Origin of the sequence: Nitrosophilus labii (assembly GCF_014466985.1) — a bacterium.
GTDB classification, from domain to species: Bacteria; Campylobacterota; Campylobacteria; order Campylobacterales; family Nitratiruptoraceae; genus Nitrosophilus_A; species Nitrosophilus_A labii.
Genome location: NZ_AP022826.1, coordinates 1,717,244 through 1,736,181, shown reverse-complemented (window position 1 = coordinate 1,736,181; position 18,938 = coordinate 1,717,244). Strand labels below are relative to the sequence as shown.

The following is an 18,938-nucleotide window of genomic DNA, read 5'->3' as shown; positions in this document are numbered from 1 at the left end:
GATGGCTAAAGATATTAAAGATTTAGGATGGAATGAATTAATTCCCGGCGCTGCACTTTTTTCATTTACTGAGCCGGTTGAAGATATTGCTGAAGTTCCTATGGATGAAAGACCATATGCGCCTACTAACTCTCATGAGTATAGTGTAGGTGATTGGAGGGTTGAAAAACCGGTTTTCAATAGAGACTATTGTATAGATTGCCAGTTTTGTTGGGTATTTTGTCCAGATATGTCGATTTTGAGCAGAGACAAAAAGATGATAGGCGTGATTTATGATCACTGTAAGGGATGTGGTATCTGTGTTGAAGTTTGTCCTACAAACCCTAAATCACTACTGATGTATCCTGAACATATGGATAATGATGAGGCACTATCAAAGTGGCCTTCTAAAGAAGAAAAGAAAAAGTAAAAGGAATAGACAATGGCAAAAAAGTATGAGTTAAACGAAGTGGAGGTTTGGGACGGTAATATGGCTGCCGCTCAAGCGCTGAGACAAGCTCAAGTAGATGTTGTAGCGGCATATCCTATTACTCCATCGACTCCAATAGTACAAAACTATTCACAATTTTTAGCAGACGGATATGTTGATGGCGATTTTATTATGGTTGAGAGCGAGCACTCTGCGATGAGTGGTTGTGTTGCAGCTAGTGCTGCAGGAGCAAGAGCGGCAACTGCTACAAGTTCTCAAGGTTTTGCATTGATGGTTGAAGTTTTGTATCAAGCAAGCGGTATGAGACTACCTATAGTATTAACCGTAGTAAATAGAGCTCTTGCAGCACCCTTAAATGTTAACGGTGATCATTCCGATATGTATCTTGGACGTGATGCGGGATGGATAAATCTTTGTTCATACAATCCTCAAGAAGCTTATGATCTTACTTTAATGGCTTTTAAAATCGGAGAAGATTTGGATGTAAGACTTCCGGTAATGGTTCATCAAGATGGCTTTTTGTGTTCTCATACTGCCCAAAATGTAAGACCTTTGCAAGATGAGGTTGCTACAGAGTTTGTTGGAGATTATAAGCCTGTAAATAGTATGTTAGACGTTTCCAATCCCGTAACTCACGGAGTACAGACAGAAGAAGATTGGCATTTTGAGCATAAAGCGAGACAGCATAACGATTTAATGAACTCAAAAAAAGTTATTAAGAGAGTTTTTGACGAATTTAAAGATTTGACGGGACGTGAGTATGATTTTGTGTATAAATATAAAATGGATGATGCTGATATAGCTATATTTGCTCTTGGAACTACGGTAGAGAGTGCTCAAGTGGCTGCTGATAAGATGAGAGAAGAAGGTATTAAAGCCGGAGTAGTAAGTCTTAGGGTTTTAAGACCATTCCCGTTTGAAGAGGTTCAAAAGGCTCTTTCAAACATAAAAGCTGTTGCTGCTATGGATAGAAGTGCACCAGGAGGAACGTTTGGAGCACTCTTTAATGAAATAAGCGCGGCTATGCTTGCTGCTGGAAAGAGCCCAGTTATACTTAATTATATATATGGGCTTGGAGGTAGAGATACCACTATTGATCATTTAGTTGATATTTATAGACAACTTGACGAGTGTGCAAAAGCGGGTGAAAGAAAATATCCGCTTCAACAATTTATAGGACTAAGAGGACCTAAACTAAGCTTTTATTGAGTGATGGACTAGAGGCGAAAAAAGTTGCATTTGGTACTGTCCTCACAATTTTTGAAGGAGAAAAAAGATGACTAAAAAAATAAAAAACTTAAAAGAGTTTTCTCTATCGAACGATAGATATGAGGGCGCAAACTTAATGTGTCCCGGATGTTCTCATAATATCATAGTTAGAGAAGTATTAAATGCTACAAACGATCCTGTTATAGTAGCAACGGCTACTGGATGTTTGGAGGTTTGTACAGCAGTGTATCCAAAAACTTCTTGGGATGTTAGCTGGATACATATTGGGTTTGAGAATGCTGCCGTTGCCATAGCTACGGCTCAGGCTGCTTATGAAGTATTAAAAAGAAAAGGAAGACTTCCAGAAGCAACTAAAAAAATGTTAGAAGAGGGACGTGAACCGAAATTTGTCGCTTTTGCAGGGGATGGTGGTACTTATGATATTGGTTTTCAGTCTTTAAGCGGTGCTTTTGAGAGAGGTCACAACTTTATGTATGTATGTCTTGATAACGAGGTTTATGCAAATACAGGAGGACAAAGAAGCTCTTCAACTCCTATAGGAGCAAGTACTACTACTAGTCCTGCAGGAACGGTAAGTTACGGCGAAAAAATGATGAAAAAGTCTATGGTAGAGATTATGTCTGATCATGGAGCCCCTTATGTAGCTCAAGTGAGTCCTTCTAAATGGAAAGATTTGGTTAAAAAAGTTCAAAAAGGTTTTGAAGTTAACGGGCCTGTTTATATCAACGCTCAAAGTGCATGTACAACAGAGTGGAAGCATGCTCCTGAAGATACCATAGAGGTAAGTGATCTTGGAGTGGAAAGTTGTGTATGGCCGCTATATGAGATCATTAACGAAAGAGATGAGCATGGCATAATTTACAATACAAAACTAAATATCACATATAGACCTAAAAACAAAATTCCTGTAGAAGAGTATCTTGCTGCTCAGCCTAGATTTAAACATCTTTTTAAACCTGAAAACAGACATATTATAGATTTATGGCAAAAAGCTGTTGACACTAAGTGGGAACATCTTCAAAGAAGAGAAGAGGCTGGAGTATAAAGGCAAAATCGCTTAGGCGATTTGCCTTTTTAGTCTCATACCCACACCCACACTCACACCTCACTCTTATCCTAAAATTATGCTAAAATATCTAAAATTTATATCAATAAGGATGAAAATGCCGCTGTTAGAGAGTTTTACGGTAGATCATACCAAGATGATTGCACCTGCAGTTAGAGTTGCAAAAGATATGAAAACACCAAAAGGTGATGATATAAGAGTATTTGATCTTAGATTTTGCAGACCTAACAAAGAGATAATAAGTGAAAAAGGGATACATACACTAGAGCATCTTTTTGCCGGATTTATGAGAGAACATTTAAATAGCGAGGATGTTGAGATTATAGATATCTCTCCTATGGGTTGCAGAACGGGCTTTTATATGAGCGTTATTGGTAAACCAAGTGAATTAGATGTGGCTGCATCTTGGGAAAAAAGTATGAGAGATATTTTATCTTTGAAAGATATAAAAGATATTCCAGAACTTAATATTTATCAGTGTGGAAGCTGTTATATGCATTCACTTAACGAAGCACAAAAAGTTGCAATGTATGTAGTTAATAATGGAATATCCATTATAAATAACGAAGAGTTGGTATTGGATCTGGAAAGTATAGATAAACATAGATGCGATGTTAGACCCCAAGAGGTTAAGGTAATAGGTCAAAATTGATATATAAAGGGGGAGGAGATGTTAGTAGTAATACCTGTTGATTTGAATGATATGGAAGAGGGAAAAATAACATCAATAGCTGATGCAAACTATTTTGTTTTTTTAAAATTGGCAGATGGCGCTAAAGTTAAAAATAGCGAATTTAAAAAAAGTTTTTCTAACGAAATATTTGATTATATAGTAGTAAATGATAGAAACGAAGATTTAGAAGAGGTTTTTGAGCTTGGCGCAAGGGCACTTTTGGCTAGAAAAAATATGTATATAGAAGATATTTTGGAAGCGATAATGTTTGCGGAATTGGATGAGTTGGCATAAAAATAGGAGGGGAGAAATGGCAAAATATATCTTATGGCATAATCCTAGATGTTCAAAAAGTAGAGATGGTTTAAAATTTTTGGAAGGATTGGATGTAGAAGTTAGAAAGTATATAAACAAGCCGCCTTCATGTGAAGAGTTAAAAGATGTGCTTAAAAAATTGGGTATGAAGCCTAGTGAGCTTGTAAGAAAAAAAGAGAAGCTTTTTAAAGAACTGGGATTAAATAATGCCAATGAAGATACTATTTTAAAAGCTATGTGCGAACATCCAAAACTAATAGAAAGACCTATATTGATAAAAGGCGAAAAAGCTATCTTGGGAAGACCTGTAGATAGATTTAAAGAATTGGTAGATGAAAAGAGTTAAAACGAAAGATGAAACTTATACTCTTTATAGTGAAGAATTTGATGAGTGCTACCACAATGTAAATGATGGAGCACTCAGCGAATCTTTAAAAAAACATGTGGAGCCCGCTTTTTTATATGCTGCAAAAAAAGATGAACTCACTATTTTAGATATCTGCTTTGGATTAGGTTATAATACTCTAACAACACTCTACTATTTGAAAAAAAATAAAATTGATAAGAAAATACGCATAATTTCTCCAGAATTCGATGAAAATCTAATTAGAAACTTAAAAAGTTTTGATTATCCAAAAGAGTTTGATCCGCTAAAAAATGTGATCAACTCTATATTAAATAACCTGTTTTATGAAGATGAAAAGATTAAAATAGAGATAAAAATAGGTGATGCAAGAGAAGTAATAAAAAAGATAGATAAACAGATAGATATACTTTATCAAGACCCTTTTAGTCCTAAAAAAAATCCTCTTTTATGGACTGTAGAGTATTTTAAAGATATATCACGTATAATGAATGACGAAGGTATAATAACAACATATTCGATTGCCGCTTCGGTAAGACTTGCACTTTATGAGAGCGGCTTTAGAGTTTTTGAAAGAGAAATAGAGGGCATAAAGAAGCAAACAGTTGCTTCAAGAAAAGAGTTGCCTCTAAAAGAGATTGATATGAAGACAAAAAAGAAAAGAAGCAGCTCTAAGGCGCTTAGAGATAGAGATGCTAAGAAAATATAGTATAATATTTGTAATTTTTCTTATTTTTTCGTTTTTTGGCTATATTAACTATATATCTTTTTGGCATACACTACTTACTCAGTCTTTTAATAGAGCCAAAATAGAGATAGAAAATGAGATAGAGAATAAACTCAATAGTACTTTGGCTATAAGCATAACATTATCCAAAAATTCACATATAAATGAGATTTTCTACGGAAAAAAAGAGTTTTTGAGCAATGTTGAAAATCTTCCAAAACTATATAGGGAATACACAAAGTATCAAAATATTTGGCTAGAACTGCTTGATAAAAAAGCTAATATCATATATAGGAGTTGGTCTGAAAAAAGCGGTGATAGTTTGATAGAGTATAGAGAAGAGTTTAAGACACTTTTAAACAATCCAGAATTTATCTCTACTGTCACTATAAATAAATATACTATGGCCATATATGCAATTGCACCCATTTATGATCAAAATAGTTTTTTAGGATTTATAGAGATTATAAGCCATTTCAACTCTATCGTTAAAAATTTACAAAAGTATGGGTATGAAACACTAATCGTCGCTGATAAAAAATATAAAAATAAGATTTTATATCCATTAACAAAAAAGTTTATTGATGATTATTATGTTGTAAATTTTGAAATAAAAAAAGATTTATTAAAGCTCATAGAAAAAGTGGGAATAGAAAAAATTATCAAAAAAGACTCCTATTTAGCGTATGAAGATCTTTATATTTCAAAGATCCCTTTGAAAAATTTCAAAAATCAGATTGTTGGATGGGTAATATTTGTTAAAAAAGCAAAAGATTTAAATCAATTTTTTTATAAAAATAAAATTTTCAAACATTTAGCATTTCTTTTTTTAACAGTATCAATTTTTATTCTTTTAATTATCTATTTATACACAAAAGATAAAGAGAAGGCTATAAAAGCTCAAAACAGATACTATTTTAATATCCTTGATTCTTTGCAAGAGATTGTTATTATTACAGATGGTGAAAGTATGCAATTTGCCAACAGAAGATTTTTTGAATATTTTCATGATTTTAAAAATTTAGAGGATTTTTTGAAAAGACATAGATGTATCTGCGAGTTTTTTGTCAAAGAGAAGGGTTTTTACCCAGATATTGGACAAGGAAAAAAGTGGTCGGAGTTTTTGATAGAAAATATAGATAAATCTTCTAGAGTAAAAGTATCTTACAAAGAAAAAATTTATGTTTTTTCTGTAAAGGTTTCCAAAGTTTCCAAAAATAGATATAGTTTAATTTTTTTTGATATAACCAATGAGTATCTTAATGAGATGCAACTTAAAAAAATGGCCATTACAGACGGCTTAACTGGACTATTTAATAGAAGATTTTTTGATGAACTGATAAAAGCTGAGATAGAGTCTGCTAAAAAAGATGGTAAAAACTTATGGCTAGCTATTTTAGATATAGATTATTTTAAAAAGATTAACGATAGGTTTGGTCATCAAGTTGGCGATAATGTCCTAAAAGAGGTTGCAAAAGTTATAGAAAAGTCGCTTAGAAATAAAGATACAGTCTTTAGAATTGGAGGAGAGGAGTTTGCTATAATATTTAAAGAGCTTTCATATGAGAGTGTAAAAAAGATTTTAAATCGTATTAGAGAAAGAGTTGCAAAACAATCTTTCGATTTGATAGATGAAAAAATCACAATCAGTATAGGTGTTGCGAAACTAAGTAAAAATGATAGCGTAAAAACTCTATATCTAAGAGCTGACAAACTTCTTTATGAAGCTAAAAGAAGCGGAAGAGACAAGATTATTATACAAAAGGATCAAAATGGATGAAAGATTTAAAAGGACTCTTTTAAATATAGCAAGAATAGCTATAAAAGAGGAGTTTTTGGGTCATAAAGAACTGAATAATGAGGTGAAAAAAAGAGTTTTAGAAATGTTTCCTGATTTAGCAAAACTGGGTGCAGTTTTTGTAACTATAAAAGAGAGAGGAAGTTTGAGAGGATGTATAGGTTCGCTAATTGCGTATAGAACTCTTATAGAAGATATTATTGAGAATGCTAAAGCTGCTGCTTTTTCTGATCCTAGATTTCCTCCTTTAACTCCTGAAGAGTTTGATAAGATTACTTTAGAGATATCTATCTTAAGTGAACCTAAACCTCTTGCTTATACGGATATAGAAGATTTAAGAGCCAAAATAGTGCCGGGGCGAGATGGTGTTGTTTTAAAATATGGCAGCCATCAAGCTACTTTTTTACCACAGGTTTGGAAAGAACTGTCTGATTTTGAGCAGTTTTTCGCACATCTTTGTATTAAAGCCGGACTTCGTCCAAACTGTTTGGAACTTCATCCCGAGATTTTAGTATATTATGTGGAAAAGTTTAGTGAAGAGGACTTTTGATAGCATTTTCTATTGAAAAACGAGTCTAAGAGTCTCTCATTTGCTTTTTACTGTATCATTGATTAAAATTTCTCCAAAACTAAGTATTTAGGTCCTTTGGGTGTAAGTTCACTCTTTATTAAAAAGAGTTCTAATTGCATATTTCCGAGTTTATGGTTTTTAAATTCTTCAATTTTTGTTAAAAATCTATTTATATTTTTTGTCTTTTTTATTCTAGCTAGAGTTATATGGGGAATATATTTTTTATCTATTTTTATACCGAGTCTTTTGCAAATATTTTTATAAAGAGCTTCTATCTCGTTGTCTTCTATTTTCGCATATAGAATTTTAGGCGGCCTTCCAAAATATCCAAGAGACCTGATCTGAATACTCTTTTTTTTGTACTGAATATTTTTTAGTTTAAAGATAATATCTTTGGGATTCTCTACCTCTCCTAAAAAAAGGTATGTTAGATGGATATTTTCTTCTTCAACCCATTTGGCTTCAATTATATCTTCAAACTCTCTTTTTATAGCGGCAAGATTATCAATCTTTGCAAAAGTTCCCAAAAAAAGTCTCATCCATCTCCTTCAATCAAAAAAGAGCCTGAATTCTATCTATATCATTCCAGCTGAGTTTTTTCTCTTTTTTAAAGATATAATATAAATATCTTGCAAACATATCTGTTTCGATATTGACTCTTCGACCTATTTTATAACTGCCAAAGAGTGTCTCTTTCATTGTAAGCGGTATTATCGTAAGCCTGAAACTGTTTTCATAAACTTCGTTTACGGTTAAACTAACCCCATCAACCGCAATACTTCCTTTAGGAATAACAAATTTAATATACTCTTTTGGTATATTTATATAAAAATCAAAAGAGTTGATGTTTTTGATTATTTTTGTTATGGTTCCAATCGTATCGATATGCCCTTGGATTATATGTCCTTCCACTCTATCACTCAGTTTCATAGCAGGTTCTATATGGACTTTTTCTTTATAATTTTCCAAAGCTACAATATTTCTCGTTTCGTCGCTCAACTCCACTTCAAATCCGTTTTCAAAAATTTTTGTAACGCTAAGGCACGATCCGTTTACAGCAATGGAGTCACCAAGAGCCGGTTTATATTTAGCTTTAAGTTTTAAAAATCTTTTATCGAAACTCTCTATTTTAGCTATCTCTCTTATAAGTCCAGTAAACAAATTTTATCCTTGATTTTATAATTTTTATATAGTATATAGTGATTGGATATAATTATAACCAAAATTGGCAGAGTGAGCGGGTTAAAATCTTGCTATATCAATAAATTTATTTAAGAGGATTGTATGAAATACGATATTATAGTTATTGGAGGAGGACACGCAGGGATAGAAGCGGCACTTGCAAGTGCTAGAATGGGTATGAAAACTCTACTTGTAACTATCTTGGCAGAACAGATTGGTGCCGTTAGCTGCAATCCGGCCATAGGTGGACTTGCTAAGGGACATCTTGTAAAAGAGATAGATGCTCTTGGCGGTGAAATGGGAATCTGTACCGATAAAACGGGAATACAGTTTAGGATACTCAACGCTTCCAAAGGGCCTGCCGTTAGAGGAAGCAGGGCACAGATAGATATGGATAGATATAAAATGTTTATGAGAACAGTTGTTCTTAATACCCCAAATCTGGAAGTGGTCCAAGAGATGGTTGAGGAGATACTTACTAAAGAGGGAAAAGTTACGGGGATTTTGACAAATCTAAATAATGTATACCATGCAAAAAAAGTTATAGTTACAACAGGAACTTTCTTAAGGGGGCTTATCCATATAGGAGAAATAAGGCAAGAAGCAGGACGTGTCGGAGAGTTTTCTTCTAAAAAACTCAGCGAGTCTCTAAAGAGTTTCGGGTTGAATACGGGTAGGCTAAAAACCGGAACTTGTGCAAGAATTGACGCTAAAAGTATCGATTTTTCAAAAATGGAAATACAGCCTGGAGATGAAAATCCAATACCTTTTAGTTTTAGAACAGATAGAAAAAGTTTTAGCCCTAAACAACTTCCTTGTTATATAACATACACTAACGAAAGAACACACGAAATCATAGAGTCAAACTTCAGTAGAGCTCCTCTATTTACAGGACAGATTGAGGGTGTGGGTCCTAGGTATTGTCCTAGTATAGAAGATAAAATATACAGATTTAAAGACAAAGAGCGCCATCATATATTTGTAGAACCGCAGACTCTAGAGGCTACCGAGTATTATATAAACGGTATGAGTACCTCTTTGCCTCCCGATGTGCAAAGAGAGATGATAAGAAGTGTCAGGGGGCTGGAAAATGCCGAGATTGTAAGGTATGGATATGCTATAGAGTACGATTTTGTGGATCCAACGGAACTTAAACATACTCTTGAGACAAAAAAGGTAGAAGGGCTTTATTGTGCGGGACAAATTAACGGAACCACAGGTTATGAAGAGGCTGCCGCTCAGGGGTTGATGGCTGGTATAAATGCGGTTTTGGCTATTAAAGAAGAAGAGCCTTTAATTTTAAGAAGAGATGAAGCGTATATTGGAGTTTTGATAGATGATCTAGTTATAAAAGGAACTAAAGAGCCTTATAGAATGTTTACCAGTAGAGCAGAGTTTAGACTTCTTTTAAGAGAGGATAACGCGGATTTGAGACTAATGAGATATGGATACAAACTAGGGTTAATTGATGATGATACATACTCTAGGATGTTAAAAAAGAGAGAGGAGATAGAGAAGGGACTTGCATATTTGGAAAATAACTTTTTAACTCCTACCAAAGAGACATTAACCTTTTTAGAGAGTATAGATGAACAAAAAATTACCGATAAAACCTCACTGAAAAATATAGCTTCAAGAAGTAGTTTTAATATAGAAAAACTTGAAAGGTTAGCTCCATCCATAATAGATTTTAGCGAAGAGGCAAAAGAGCAGATCTTAATAGAGGCCAAATATCATCAATATATTCAAAAACAAAAAAGCCAGATTAATAGAATGAAAGAACTTATGAGTGTAAATATTCCTGTGGATTTAGATATTGAGTCAATTTCTGGCCTTTCTAATGAAGTCAAGGAGAAACTGATAAAGTATAAACCACCGACACTTTTTGCTGCAAGTGAGATTAGCGGGATAACTCCGGCGGCTATTGAGATTTTGCATATCTATATAAAAATGAAAGAGAAAGAGGGTGATTAGTATATTGGTTATTGGTGTATTGAAATAAAAAAACAGATACAACAAGATACAACAATATATAAATATACCAATAAACCAAATATACTAACATTTGAAATACGAAAGAAGGGGAGGATATGAGACTGTTTTTTTACGCAAAAACTGGACATAGAGTCGGTCTTAATAGATTAAGACGTGTTATTGCTTTAATGAGAGAGTTTGAAGAATACGATCCGCTTTTGATGGTACAAGATTTTAGAGCGGCAAGTTTTGCTAAAAGCGAGCTAGGCGTAAAAAGAAGTGTTGGTATAGATGATGTGAGAAATATGGCCAATATATGCCAAAGGGGAGATATAGTTATTTTTGATAGTGATGAATATAACGAAATTATGCACCAGGAGATGATTGATTTTTTTGGACACTTCGTAAGAATAAGCGATAGATTGGATGATAAAGCAAAAAAAGGTGAAATACTCATTTCACCTTATCTAAATGGTGAAAATATTATAAATGCGATTTTGATAGATAAGAGATATTTTGGAGATTTCAAAAAAAATATAGATAAAACTTTCTTTTACGGCGATGATGATTATGATAAAGATTTAGTTAGAGTTTCTGGTATTTTTAAAGATGAATACATAAGTTTAATAGAAGGTTTTTATTTTTTTATAAATTACCAAAATGAGTTAAATGAGTTCTTTAAAGATATTATTGAAATTGAAGAGTATGAAAATGTTATTAAAAAAACTAAACTATTTATAACCTCTTCTCCTCAAAGCGCATTGGAAGCTTTAGCATCTGATGGAAAAGTAATATATATACAAAGAGAAGATAAAGATGAAAACTTAGTCCCTCTTTTGAGACAGCTTGGGGTAAAAGTTTTAAAAGAGTTTAATAAAGAGTTATTAAAGAATGCAATAAAAACTGAATTTAGTCTTAAAAAAGAGTTGATAAATGAAAAAAATGTGACAATAACTGGGACATATATAAAAAATAAGCTAAATTTAATTTAGATAGTGTACACTTTAGTTCATAATTTTAGATAGACTTCTCGGTGATAGAAAACATAAAAGGGAAAGTCTATACCTGAGAGATAGGCGAAATTTTCAGAAGAATTCTAGCCGGATTTGTGGCCGTAGGGGGATCTATTTCTTTCGATATTGAAATGGATGATGGAAAAGTTGTGAAGATAGTGGCGGAACAGAGAATTGAAGCTGTCAAAGGAGAGTGCCGCCGAAAAGTTCTATTTGAACATACTGCTATACTATGATTTCTTATAGGAGTTTACGGAGGATAGGAGGTGAAGCGAGACTAAATCCGCCCACAAAAGTTTTAAGAGGTTATGCAGATTAATGAGTCGCAGCCTTAAAGCTGCTTGAAATAATTCATCGAGGAGTTAAATTGCGAACTTTTCTTGATATTAATCTAAATTTATGATTTTTTAATTTGTATTCATATAAAATTAATCCGACACTTATCACTATAAAGAAAGGAAGTCATATGGCAGATCAAAAAAGACGCGATTTTTTAGGTATGGTCTTTGGCGGTTTTGCTGCTGCTGGAGGCGTTGCGGCACTGTATGCCATGAAAAGAACATGGGATCCTTTGCCAAGCGTTATGGCAGCAGGTTTTACAACTGTTGACCTATCACCAATGAAACCTGGTGAGTTCAGAACAGTTACATGGAGGGGAAAACCTATTTTTATACTCAAGAAAGACAGTACTCAGCTTAAAAAGTGTAACGATGCTGATGTAAAAGTAGGTGAGGGAGACTATCTGGTGAGAATAGGTCTTTGTACTCACTTAGGATGTATTCCAGCTTGGGAAGCTGATAAGCAGGTATTTAAGTGTGCATGTCACGGTGGTGAATTCGATGCTTGCGGTACAAATACATTTGGACCTCCTCCTAGACCTCTGGACATTCCTCCGTTTAAGATAGAAGGAACTAAATTGGTATTGGGCGAAGAGGGACCTGAATATAAAAAGTTAGTCGGTAAAGCGTAAGGAGCGGGATATGGCACATTTTGAAAAAGCTAATAGTGTTTATGAGTGGCTCGATCAAAGACTTGCAGTTACTAAACTGACAAAAGTCTTGATGACGGAATACTGGATTCCAAAAAATATAAACTTTCTTTGGGCTATGGGTGTCGTCTTAATGACGATGTTTACAATTCTTTTGATCTCTGGTATCTTTTTGCTGATGTACTACAAACCAGATACGAAACTAGCGTTTGACAGCGTTAACTACACAATTATGCAAGAGGTTTGGTTTGGGTGGCTATGGAGGCATATGCACGGAGTTGCCGCATCCGTCGTTTTTTTAGTTATATATATACATATGTTTACAGGTATCTATTACGGCTCATATAAAAAAGGCCGTGAAATGATATGGATAAGCGGTATGCTTCTTTTTGTTACTTTTTCTGCTGAAGCTTTCAGCGGTTATATGCTTCCATGGGGGCAGATGAGTTACTGGGCTGCACAAGTTATTACTAACCTATTTGGAGGGATTCCTTTTATAGGTGATGAGCTTGTTATATGGATTAGAGGTAACTTTTATGTTGCTGACGCAACGCTTACTAGATTTTTTATGCTTCATGTACTTCTTTTACCATTGGTTATTATGGGGATTATTGGTTTGCACTTCTACTCTTTAAGAATCCCACACGTAAACAACCAAGAGGGTGAAGAGATAGATTTTGATGCGGAAGCTGAAAAGTATAAAGCCGGAAGAAAAGCTGAATCAAAAGTTATACCTTTTTGGCCTGTTTTCTTAAGTAAAGACCTTTTTGTTTTAGGCGTATTTATGGTTTTCTATTTTTATCTGGTGTTCTATCATTACAATTTTGCGATGGATCCGATCAACTTCGATCCTGCTAATCCGATGAAAACACCGCCACATATCTACCCCGAGTGGTACTTCTTGTGGAGTTATGAAGTACTTAGAGGTTTCTTTTTCGATGTTGGACCTCTGTCAGCGATGGATATAGGTTTAATAGCTTTTGGTATCGCTAACGTAATATTCTTCTTGATGCCGTGGCTAGATAGATCGCCGGTAGTAGCACCTGCTCATAAAAGAGGGGCTTTTAAAATATGGTTTTGGATTTTGGTAGTAGATATGATAGTTTTAACTATATGGGGTAAACTGCCTCCAACTGGGGCAAATGCTTGGATAGGATTTTTTGCTTCTATTACATTTTTGACGTTGCTATTAGTTGCGCTTCCATTAATTACTAAGAAGGAAGCGCAAAGAGCAGGAGGTGCGGCATGAGAGAACTTAAAATATTAGCTGTTGTAGTATTTTTTACACTGATAACTTATTGGGGCGTTGAGCCGTTCGCTCACTCTCAAATGCATGCGCACCATGAACCTGCAACGTTTAAATATGATGATCTACCTGCTCTTACCAAACAAGGTAATCCTCAAAAGGGTGCGGAAGTTTTTATGAATGCTGGTTGTGTTGGTTGTCACTCTGTCAAATCTCAAAACATGCCAGCTCCTATGGATCCTGTAACTGCAAGTGCGAGTTACGGAGTTAATCCACCTGATCTTAGCGACGCCGGCGCTCTTTATGATGAGAAATTTCTAGCCGCAGTAATAAAAAATCCTGCTCATGCTATGAAGTTGGAACACAAATTTAACGAAAATAGGCCTTTTCCTATGCCTAATTTTTATGGTGTTGGCGGAGATATTGAGCAAGAAGTTGCCGATATCGTTGCATATTTAAAATCTATTGCTCCAAAAAAAGTTGAGCCAAAAGATGCATTTGTTAATGCTTGTGGTAGATGCCACGATATGAAATATGATAACTGGTATGTAATAGGTGAGAAACCTAAAATGGATACAGAGCTTGAAAAAGCCGAGTTTAATAAAAAACATGCTGAGTATCAGGAAAATTTGAAAAAATATCTCGGTACTAATCCTCCAGATCTTTCTATATATATAAGATCAAGAGGTCATGAATATATCAGAGATTTTATAGAGGATCCTCAAAAAATTCTTCACGGAACAGCAATGCCGAGAGTTGGTCTGACTGAAGAGTCTACGCAACAAGTTATCACTTATATGGAAAATGTGGGTGATAGAAAGAAAGATAAAAGAAATTCTTTAGGACCTTTAGTTATCCTATATTTTGTAATCTTTGCTCTTCTTGCTTATGCTTGGAAGAAACAGATGTGGAGAGATTTACATTAAAATCAAGAGGCACTCGCCTCTTGATATAAAGAAATCAAACTACTTCATTTTCATCTTCTCTATTTTTAGGTAAAATCAGTTATTATTTTGTTGAGTAGTTAAATTGGTTGAGTAGTTGAGTTGATAATTATTTAATCATTATAATTTTTTTTATAACTTAACTAAAATCAATTACTTAATCAATTTAACTTTTTAAATTTAATAAAAAGAGGAATTATGCTTATAGATGGACATGGCAGAAATGTAAACTATCTTAGAATCTCAGTTACGGAAAGATGCAATTTTAGATGTCAATATTGTATGCCCGAAAAACCTTTTTCATGGGTTCCTAAAGAGAATCTATTAAGTTTTGAAGATCTTTTCAAGTTTGTTAAAGTTGCAATTGACGAAGGGATAGAAAAGATAAGGATAACTGGAGGAGAACCTACACTAAGAACAGATTTAGATAAATTTATAAAAATGATTTATAATTATAAAAATGATATTGATCTGGCTATGACAACAAATGGATATCTTCTTAAGGAGAGTGCTAAAAAGCTTAAAGATGCCGGACTTAAAAGGATCAACATATCTTTAGATAGTTTAAAACCAGAAATAGCGGCAAAGATTGCAGGTAAAGATGTTTTAAAAAACGTATTGGACGGTATAGAAGAGGCTATGAAGGTAGGCTTGAAGATTAAAATAAATATGGTTCCTTTAAAAAACGTAAATGATAGTGAGATTGTTGATATTTTAGAGTTTGGAAAAAAAAGAGGTATAAGAGTTAGATTTATAGAGTATATGGAAAACGTTCACGCCCATAGCTCTTTAAAAGGAATGCACGGAAGAGAGATTTTAGAAAAAATCAAAGAGAAGTATGAAATCCAAAAAGTGGGACGAATTGGAAGTTCGCCTGCATTTTTATATCAGTTGAAAAATGATGGATATAAGTTTGGACTTATAGATCCTCATAAACACGACTTTTGTGAATCTTGTAACAGAATTAGGCTCACCGCCGAGGGTTATTTGATACCTTGTCTGTATTTTGATGAGGCTATGAGTATAAAGGAGGCTGTAGAAAAAGGGGATATCGAAAAAGCTGTAGAGATTTTGAAAACAGTTTTGGCTAATAAACCAAAAGAGAACAGATGGAGTGAAGAGGCAACTGAAGCATCAAATAGAGCTTTTTATGAAACGGGCGGATGATTGAATTAGGAATTAGGAATTAGTGTCATTAGTCATTAAGTTTCGTTTATTCAAAACATTTTAAAAATTTAACAATTTTTGAAACTTTTAAGAATATAAAATTGACTTGTAATTGGTCATTAGGAAAAATTATCCTTAATGACTTAATGACTAATGGCTTAATGACTATTTGAATTTACTATTTCCTAATTCCCATTTCCCAATTCCAAATGCCCAATTCCAAAAAAGGAAATTAATGGTTTATCTTGTTGAACACTTTTATTCTATCCAAGGCGAGGGCAAATTTGTAGGTACTCCAAGCGTTTTTTTTAGATTTGGCGGATGTAATCTAAGATGCCAAGATTTTGGAGAATATTTTGTAAAAGGTAAAATTGTTTATGGCTGTGATACTGTAAGAGCGGTAAATAAGGAGATCTTTCAAAATGAGTGGAAAAGGATAGAGAACGAAAAAGTTTTGATAGAGATATTGGACGACTATATCGAAAATCTTGACTTTAAGCCTCACATAGTTATCACTGGTGGAGAACCTATGATCTATGCGACAGATTCCATTTTTTATAAATTCATTCAATATTTAGTTAATAACGATTTTATCGTTACTATCGAAACTAATGCAACTATAAAAGTAGATATTGAAAAATTTTCAGCTTATAAAGACGTTATATTTGCTATGGCTGTTAAACTTAGCAATAGCGGCGAGCCTTACGATAAAAGGGTAAATAAAGAGGTTATAAAGGAGTATATAAACAACACCTCTTACTCCTTTTTTAAGTTTACTTTGGATAGAGGTATTATTGAAAGAAGAGCGTTTGAGGAGATAGTGGATATAGTAGAACCTTATCCTGAAGCAGAGATTTTCTGTATGCCTCTTGGCGATAAACAAGATATAATTAAAAAGCATGATAAAGCTGTTGCAGAGTTTTGTTTGATTTATGGATTTATTTATAGCGATAGACTCCACGTTAGGCTTTGGAACAGAGAGAAAAAAAGATAGTTTGGTAGCTAAGGAGAGGTTGAAGTTGCTTATTAGAAAACTTTTTAAATTTGAGAACGCTCATATAGTTAGAAACTGTACTTCTAAGAGATGTAGCCAGAGTATTCATGGTCACTCTTATAAAGTTGAACTCTTTTTTAGATCTGACTCACTAGATAGAGGAGAGATGGTTTACGATTTTGGTCTTACCAAACTTACCATAAAGGAGCTTATTGATTCTTTCGATCACGCTATAACTCTTTGGAGTGGCGATGATCCTCAGTATCTTAAAGATATGAAAAAATGGAGTCAAAGGTGGGTGGAGATCCCGGTAAATCCAAGTGCCGAGCAGTTTAGTAGACTATTTTTTCTAATTGTTGATAAAATTTTAAATCAGACTATAATGGTAAATGAAGAGAATAATGTGTGCATTGATAGCGTAATTGTTCATGAAACGGATACCGGATATGCAAGATGCGACCGTGCGGATGCTTATAGTGAAAAGATGGGTTTTATAGATTTAAGTAAAGTTAAGTTCTCTTCTGGAGTTATAGAAGAGTGGAGCGATCCGTTTATTTGGGAGAGACTTCTTAGAGGTGAAAAGATTGAAAATCCAAAAATCGTTTAAGGGGAGATTATGAGAAAAATTTTATGGCTTTTTGCTATAGTGTCAATTTTTTTGATAGTCGGCTGTTCTCAAAAACCTGAGGAGAAAAATAGTCTATCAAAAGTCCAAACCAAAGAGCAATCGAAAGTAACGACAAATAGTTCTGAAAATGATATAAAACTAGAAAGTAAGGGTAAAGAGAGTTATACAAAGATAGATAAATTGGATGAAAAGAGAGATGTTGAAAAAGCTGCTGAAAGTAGTACCAAAGAGAATAGTACAGAGAGCAAAACAGACATAGACGGTGCTAAATTGTACGCTAAATGTGCAGGGTGTCACGGCAAAAGTGGTGAGAAAAGGGCACTAGGAAAATCTCTTCCTATAGGCGGAATGGCTATAGAGGAGCTTGTTGGGATCTTAAAAGAGTATAGAGCCGGAAAACTTAATAAATATGGCATGGGTAGTTTGATGAGTTCTCAAGTTAAAAATAGTAGTGATGAGGAGATTGAAGCTTTATCCCAATATATCTCAAAATTAAAATAATCAGTTTTAGTTAAATTCTCTCGCTTTAGGCGAGAGAATCTTATAGTTCGTCCATAAAACCTTTAAATATCTTACTAACTAGCTCAATCCTGTTTATAAAGCTTTTTTTACTCGCCCTTTCATGGATAGTGTGATCTCCGTCGCCATACGGGCCAAAACCATCAAGAGTAATAGCTCCAACACTTGCGGCAATATTTGCATCACTCCCGCCGCCTCGTTTTTCGGTAAGAAGTCTCTGTTTACTCCATTTTTCAAGTTTTTTGATAAATAAAAGCTGTGCTTCGTTCTCTTCCATCACATCCCGTTGTAAGCCTCCGCTCAAAATCGCTCTGCTTCCTAATACGTACGAACTATTTACGATTTCTGTAATTTCAGCTAAGACTCGATCTCTTTCACTTTGTGTTGTAAACCTAGCCTCTAAAATGAGTCTAGCTTGTGGACTGATGGTATTAGCTCCAATACCACCTTCCATTTTTCCAACGTTAACCGTTGTTCCTTTGCTAAGATTGGTTAAATGGCTAAAAGATATGAGCTTATGCGCAGCTTCTAAATTTGCGTCAATTCCATCACTATAGCAGTTTCCAGCGTGCGCGGCTTTTCCTTCGATATCTACGTAAAATGTGCCAATCCCTTTTCTGGCCACTACTATTTCATCATTTTTGCCGGCCGCTTCAAAAACTAAGCAATACTCGTAATTTTTGGCAATCTCTTTTGTAAACTCTCTTGAGTCATCACTACCTATCTCTTCGTCGCTTACTAAAAAAATATCGATATTAAAAATCTTTTCTTGCGCCCTTAAAGCCTCTACCATTACCATATTTCCGCCTTTCATATCGCAAACTCCAGGCCCGTAAATCCACTCTTCGTCATCTTTAAATCCCTCAAAGGTTCCTGGTGGAAAGACGGTGTCTAAGTGCCCCAAAAGTAGCATTTTTGGGCCTTCTTTTTTTAGGCTTGTAAAATAGAGGTGATTGCCAAAATCTTTTCTTTCAAAAACTTTTGTTTTGTATCCTAAAGCTTCAAACTTTTGGCGCATAAGGGAACCATTTTCATCAACGCCCACTTTATTTTTGGTATAGGAGTTGATGTTGATAAGTTCGGCAAGTTCACTAAAATCATACATTTTC

Annotated in this window: 21 protein-coding genes; 18 read left to right on the top strand and 3 right to left on the bottom strand. The window is 34.2% G+C overall.

From position 1 onward, the window contains the following. Position 1: 1 nt before the first annotated feature. The 9 genes from NIL_RS08755 to amrA all read left to right on the top strand — a co-directional run bounded on the left by NIL_RS08755 (position 2) and on the right by amrA (position 7,153). Positions 2 to 409 carry a 4Fe-4S dicluster-binding protein gene (locus tag NIL_RS08755; protein WP_187647398.1) on the top strand — a complete coding sequence of 136 codons (408 nt, stop codon included), beginning with the start codon at positions 2 to 4 and terminating at the stop codon, positions 407 to 409. 12 nt (positions 410 to 421) lie between these two features. After that, positions 422 to 1,639 (top strand): 2-oxoacid:ferredoxin oxidoreductase subunit alpha, encoded by a 1,218-nt coding sequence (locus tag NIL_RS08750; protein ID WP_187647397.1) that lies wholly within the window; start codon positions 422 to 424, stop codon positions 1,637 to 1,639. Positions 1,640 to 1,706: 67 nt separating this feature from the next. Continuing rightward, positions 1,707 to 2,705, top strand: coding sequence for a thiamine pyrophosphate-dependent enzyme (locus NIL_RS08745; protein ID WP_187647396.1), 999 nt, complete (start codon positions 1,707 to 1,709; stop codon positions 2,703 to 2,705). Between the two features lie 118 nt (positions 2,706 to 2,823). Then, the gene (gene luxS / locus NIL_RS08740; RefSeq protein WP_187647395.1) at positions 2,824 to 3,378 is read left to right on the top strand and encodes an S-ribosylhomocysteine lyase; all 555 of its coding nucleotides are present in this window, start codon (positions 2,824 to 2,826) and stop codon (positions 3,376 to 3,378) included. An 18-nt stretch (positions 3,379 to 3,396) separates the two neighbouring features. Beyond that, positions 3,397 to 3,693, top strand: a complete 297-nt coding sequence (locus NIL_RS08735) for a hypothetical protein (RefSeq protein WP_187647394.1) — start codon at positions 3,397 to 3,399, stop codon at positions 3,691 to 3,693. A 16-nt stretch (positions 3,694 to 3,709) separates the two neighbouring features. Next, positions 3,710 to 4,060: an arsenate reductase (glutaredoxin) gene (gene arsC / locus NIL_RS08730; RefSeq protein WP_187647393.1), complete on the top strand. Its 351-nt coding sequence runs from the start codon at positions 3,710 to 3,712 to the stop codon at positions 4,058 to 4,060. Continuing rightward, positions 4,047 to 4,787: a tRNA (5-methylaminomethyl-2-thiouridine)(34)-methyltransferase MnmD gene (locus NIL_RS08725; protein WP_187647392.1), complete on the top strand. Its 741-nt coding sequence runs from the start codon at positions 4,047 to 4,049 to the stop codon at positions 4,785 to 4,787. The genes arsC and NIL_RS08725 overlap by 14 nt, the downstream gene beginning before the upstream one ends. Continuing rightward, positions 4,771 to 6,585, top strand: a complete 1,815-nt coding sequence (locus NIL_RS08720) for a GGDEF domain-containing protein (RefSeq protein WP_187647391.1) — start codon at positions 4,771 to 4,773, stop codon at positions 6,583 to 6,585. The genes NIL_RS08725 and NIL_RS08720 overlap by 17 nt, the downstream gene beginning before the upstream one ends. Further along, a complete protein-coding gene (gene amrA, locus NIL_RS08715) occupies positions 6,578 to 7,153 on the top strand; it encodes an AmmeMemoRadiSam system protein A (RefSeq protein ID WP_187647390.1) in 576 nt (191 codons plus the stop codon). The genes NIL_RS08720 and amrA overlap by 8 nt, the downstream gene beginning before the upstream one ends. 62 nt (positions 7,154 to 7,215) lie before the next feature. Here amrA and thpR read toward each other — a convergent pair whose 3' ends face one another. Further along, positions 7,216 to 7,713: an RNA 2',3'-cyclic phosphodiesterase gene (gene thpR / locus NIL_RS08710; RefSeq protein WP_187647389.1), complete on the bottom strand. Its 498-nt coding sequence runs from the start codon at positions 7,711 to 7,713 to the stop codon at positions 7,216 to 7,218. Positions 7,714 to 7,726: 13 nt separating this feature from the next. Further along, a complete protein-coding gene (gene ribE / locus NIL_RS08705; protein WP_187647388.1) occupies positions 7,727 to 8,335 on the bottom strand; it encodes a riboflavin synthase in 609 nt (202 codons plus the stop codon). Positions 8,336 to 8,458: 123 nt separating this feature from the next. On the opposite strand from ribE, the gene mnmG reads away from it, so the two are divergent. The 9 genes from mnmG (at position 8,459) to NIL_RS08660 (ending at position 17,811) form a co-directional block, all read left to right on the top strand. Next, positions 8,459 to 10,330: a tRNA uridine-5-carboxymethylaminomethyl(34) synthesis enzyme MnmG gene (gene mnmG / locus NIL_RS08700; protein ID WP_187647387.1), complete on the top strand. Its 1,872-nt coding sequence runs from the start codon at positions 8,459 to 8,461 to the stop codon at positions 10,328 to 10,330. Between the two features lie 116 nt (positions 10,331 to 10,446). Further along, on the top strand, positions 10,447 to 11,322 hold the full coding sequence (locus NIL_RS08695) for a hypothetical protein (RefSeq protein WP_187647386.1): 876 nt from the start codon (positions 10,447 to 10,449) through the stop codon (positions 11,320 to 11,322). Between the two features lie 487 nt (positions 11,323 to 11,809). After that, a complete protein-coding gene (gene petA, locus NIL_RS08690; RefSeq protein ID WP_187647385.1) occupies positions 11,810 to 12,313 on the top strand; it encodes a ubiquinol-cytochrome c reductase iron-sulfur subunit in 504 nt (167 codons plus the stop codon). 10 nt (positions 12,314 to 12,323) lie between these two features. Beyond that, entirely contained in the window at positions 12,324 to 13,580 is a 1,257-nt protein-coding gene (locus NIL_RS08685; RefSeq protein WP_187647384.1) for a cytochrome b, read from the top strand. After that, positions 13,577 to 14,503, top strand: coding sequence for a c-type cytochrome (locus NIL_RS08680; protein ID WP_187647383.1), 927 nt, complete (start codon positions 13,577 to 13,579; stop codon positions 14,501 to 14,503). The genes NIL_RS08685 and NIL_RS08680 overlap by 4 nt, the downstream gene beginning before the upstream one ends. Before the next feature lie 216 nt (positions 14,504 to 14,719). Continuing rightward, on the top strand, positions 14,720 to 15,688 hold the full coding sequence (gene moaA, locus NIL_RS08675) for a GTP 3',8-cyclase MoaA (RefSeq protein WP_187647382.1): 969 nt from the start codon (positions 14,720 to 14,722) through the stop codon (positions 15,686 to 15,688). A 235-nt stretch (positions 15,689 to 15,923) separates the two neighbouring features. Beyond that, positions 15,924 to 16,682: a 7-carboxy-7-deazaguanine synthase QueE gene (locus tag NIL_RS08670; RefSeq protein ID WP_187647381.1), complete on the top strand. Its 759-nt coding sequence runs from the start codon at positions 15,924 to 15,926 to the stop codon at positions 16,680 to 16,682. 25 nt (positions 16,683 to 16,707) lie between these two features. After that, the gene (locus NIL_RS08665; RefSeq protein ID WP_187648628.1) at positions 16,708 to 17,289 is read left to right on the top strand and encodes a 6-pyruvoyl trahydropterin synthase family protein; all 582 of its coding nucleotides are present in this window, start codon (positions 16,708 to 16,710) and stop codon (positions 17,287 to 17,289) included. 9 nt (positions 17,290 to 17,298) lie between these two features. Beyond that, positions 17,299 to 17,811, top strand: a complete 513-nt coding sequence (locus NIL_RS08660) for a c-type cytochrome (protein ID WP_187647380.1) — start codon at positions 17,299 to 17,301, stop codon at positions 17,809 to 17,811. Positions 17,812 to 17,851: 40 nt separating this feature from the next. Here NIL_RS08660 and NIL_RS08655 read toward each other — a convergent pair whose 3' ends face one another. Further along, complete coding sequence (locus NIL_RS08655) at positions 17,852 to 18,934, bottom strand: M20 family metallopeptidase (protein WP_187647379.1); 1,083 nt, start codon at positions 18,932 to 18,934, stop codon at positions 17,852 to 17,854. Positions 18,935 to 18,938 lie beyond the last annotated feature (4 nt).

Coding starts and splice junctions, on each gene's coding strand:
- NIL_RS08755 (WP_187647398.1), top strand. CDS start 2: ATGGCTAAAGATATTAAAGATTTAGGATGGAATGAATTAATTCCCGGC.
- NIL_RS08750 (WP_187647397.1), top strand. CDS start 422: ATGGCAAAAAAGTATGAGTTAAACGAAGTGGAGGTTTGGGACGGTAAT.
- NIL_RS08745 (WP_187647396.1), top strand. CDS start 1,707: ATGACTAAAAAAATAAAAAACTTAAAAGAGTTTTCTCTATCGAACGAT.
- luxS (WP_187647395.1), top strand. CDS start 2,824: ATGCCGCTGTTAGAGAGTTTTACGGTAGATCATACCAAGATGATTGCA.
- NIL_RS08735 (WP_187647394.1), top strand. CDS start 3,397: ATGTTAGTAGTAATACCTGTTGATTTGAATGATATGGAAGAGGGAAAA.
- arsC (WP_187647393.1), top strand. CDS start 3,710: ATGGCAAAATATATCTTATGGCATAATCCTAGATGTTCAAAAAGTAGA.
- NIL_RS08725 (WP_187647392.1), top strand. CDS start 4,047: ATGAAAAGAGTTAAAACGAAAGATGAAACTTATACTCTTTATAGTGAA.
- NIL_RS08720 (WP_187647391.1), top strand. CDS start 4,771: ATGCTAAGAAAATATAGTATAATATTTGTAATTTTTCTTATTTTTTCG.
- amrA (WP_187647390.1), top strand. CDS start 6,578: ATGGATGAAAGATTTAAAAGGACTCTTTTAAATATAGCAAGAATAGCT.
- thpR (WP_187647389.1), bottom strand. CDS start 7,713: ATGAGACTTTTTTTGGGAACTTTTGCAAAGATTGATAATCTTGCCGCT.
- mnmG (WP_187647387.1), top strand. CDS start 8,459: ATGAAATACGATATTATAGTTATTGGAGGAGGACACGCAGGGATAGAA.
- NIL_RS08695 (WP_187647386.1), top strand. CDS start 10,447: ATGAGACTGTTTTTTTACGCAAAAACTGGACATAGAGTCGGTCTTAAT.
- petA (WP_187647385.1), top strand. CDS start 11,810: ATGGCAGATCAAAAAAGACGCGATTTTTTAGGTATGGTCTTTGGCGGT.
- NIL_RS08685 (WP_187647384.1), top strand. CDS start 12,324: ATGGCACATTTTGAAAAAGCTAATAGTGTTTATGAGTGGCTCGATCAA.
- NIL_RS08680 (WP_187647383.1), top strand. CDS start 13,577: ATGAGAGAACTTAAAATATTAGCTGTTGTAGTATTTTTTACACTGATA.
- moaA (WP_187647382.1), top strand. CDS start 14,720: ATGCTTATAGATGGACATGGCAGAAATGTAAACTATCTTAGAATCTCA.
- NIL_RS08670 (WP_187647381.1), top strand. CDS start 15,924: ATGGTTTATCTTGTTGAACACTTTTATTCTATCCAAGGCGAGGGCAAA.
- NIL_RS08660 (WP_187647380.1), top strand. CDS start 17,299: ATGAGAAAAATTTTATGGCTTTTTGCTATAGTGTCAATTTTTTTGATA.
- NIL_RS08655 (WP_187647379.1), bottom strand. CDS start 18,934: ATGTATGATTTTAGTGAACTTGCCGAACTTATCAACATCAACTCCTAT.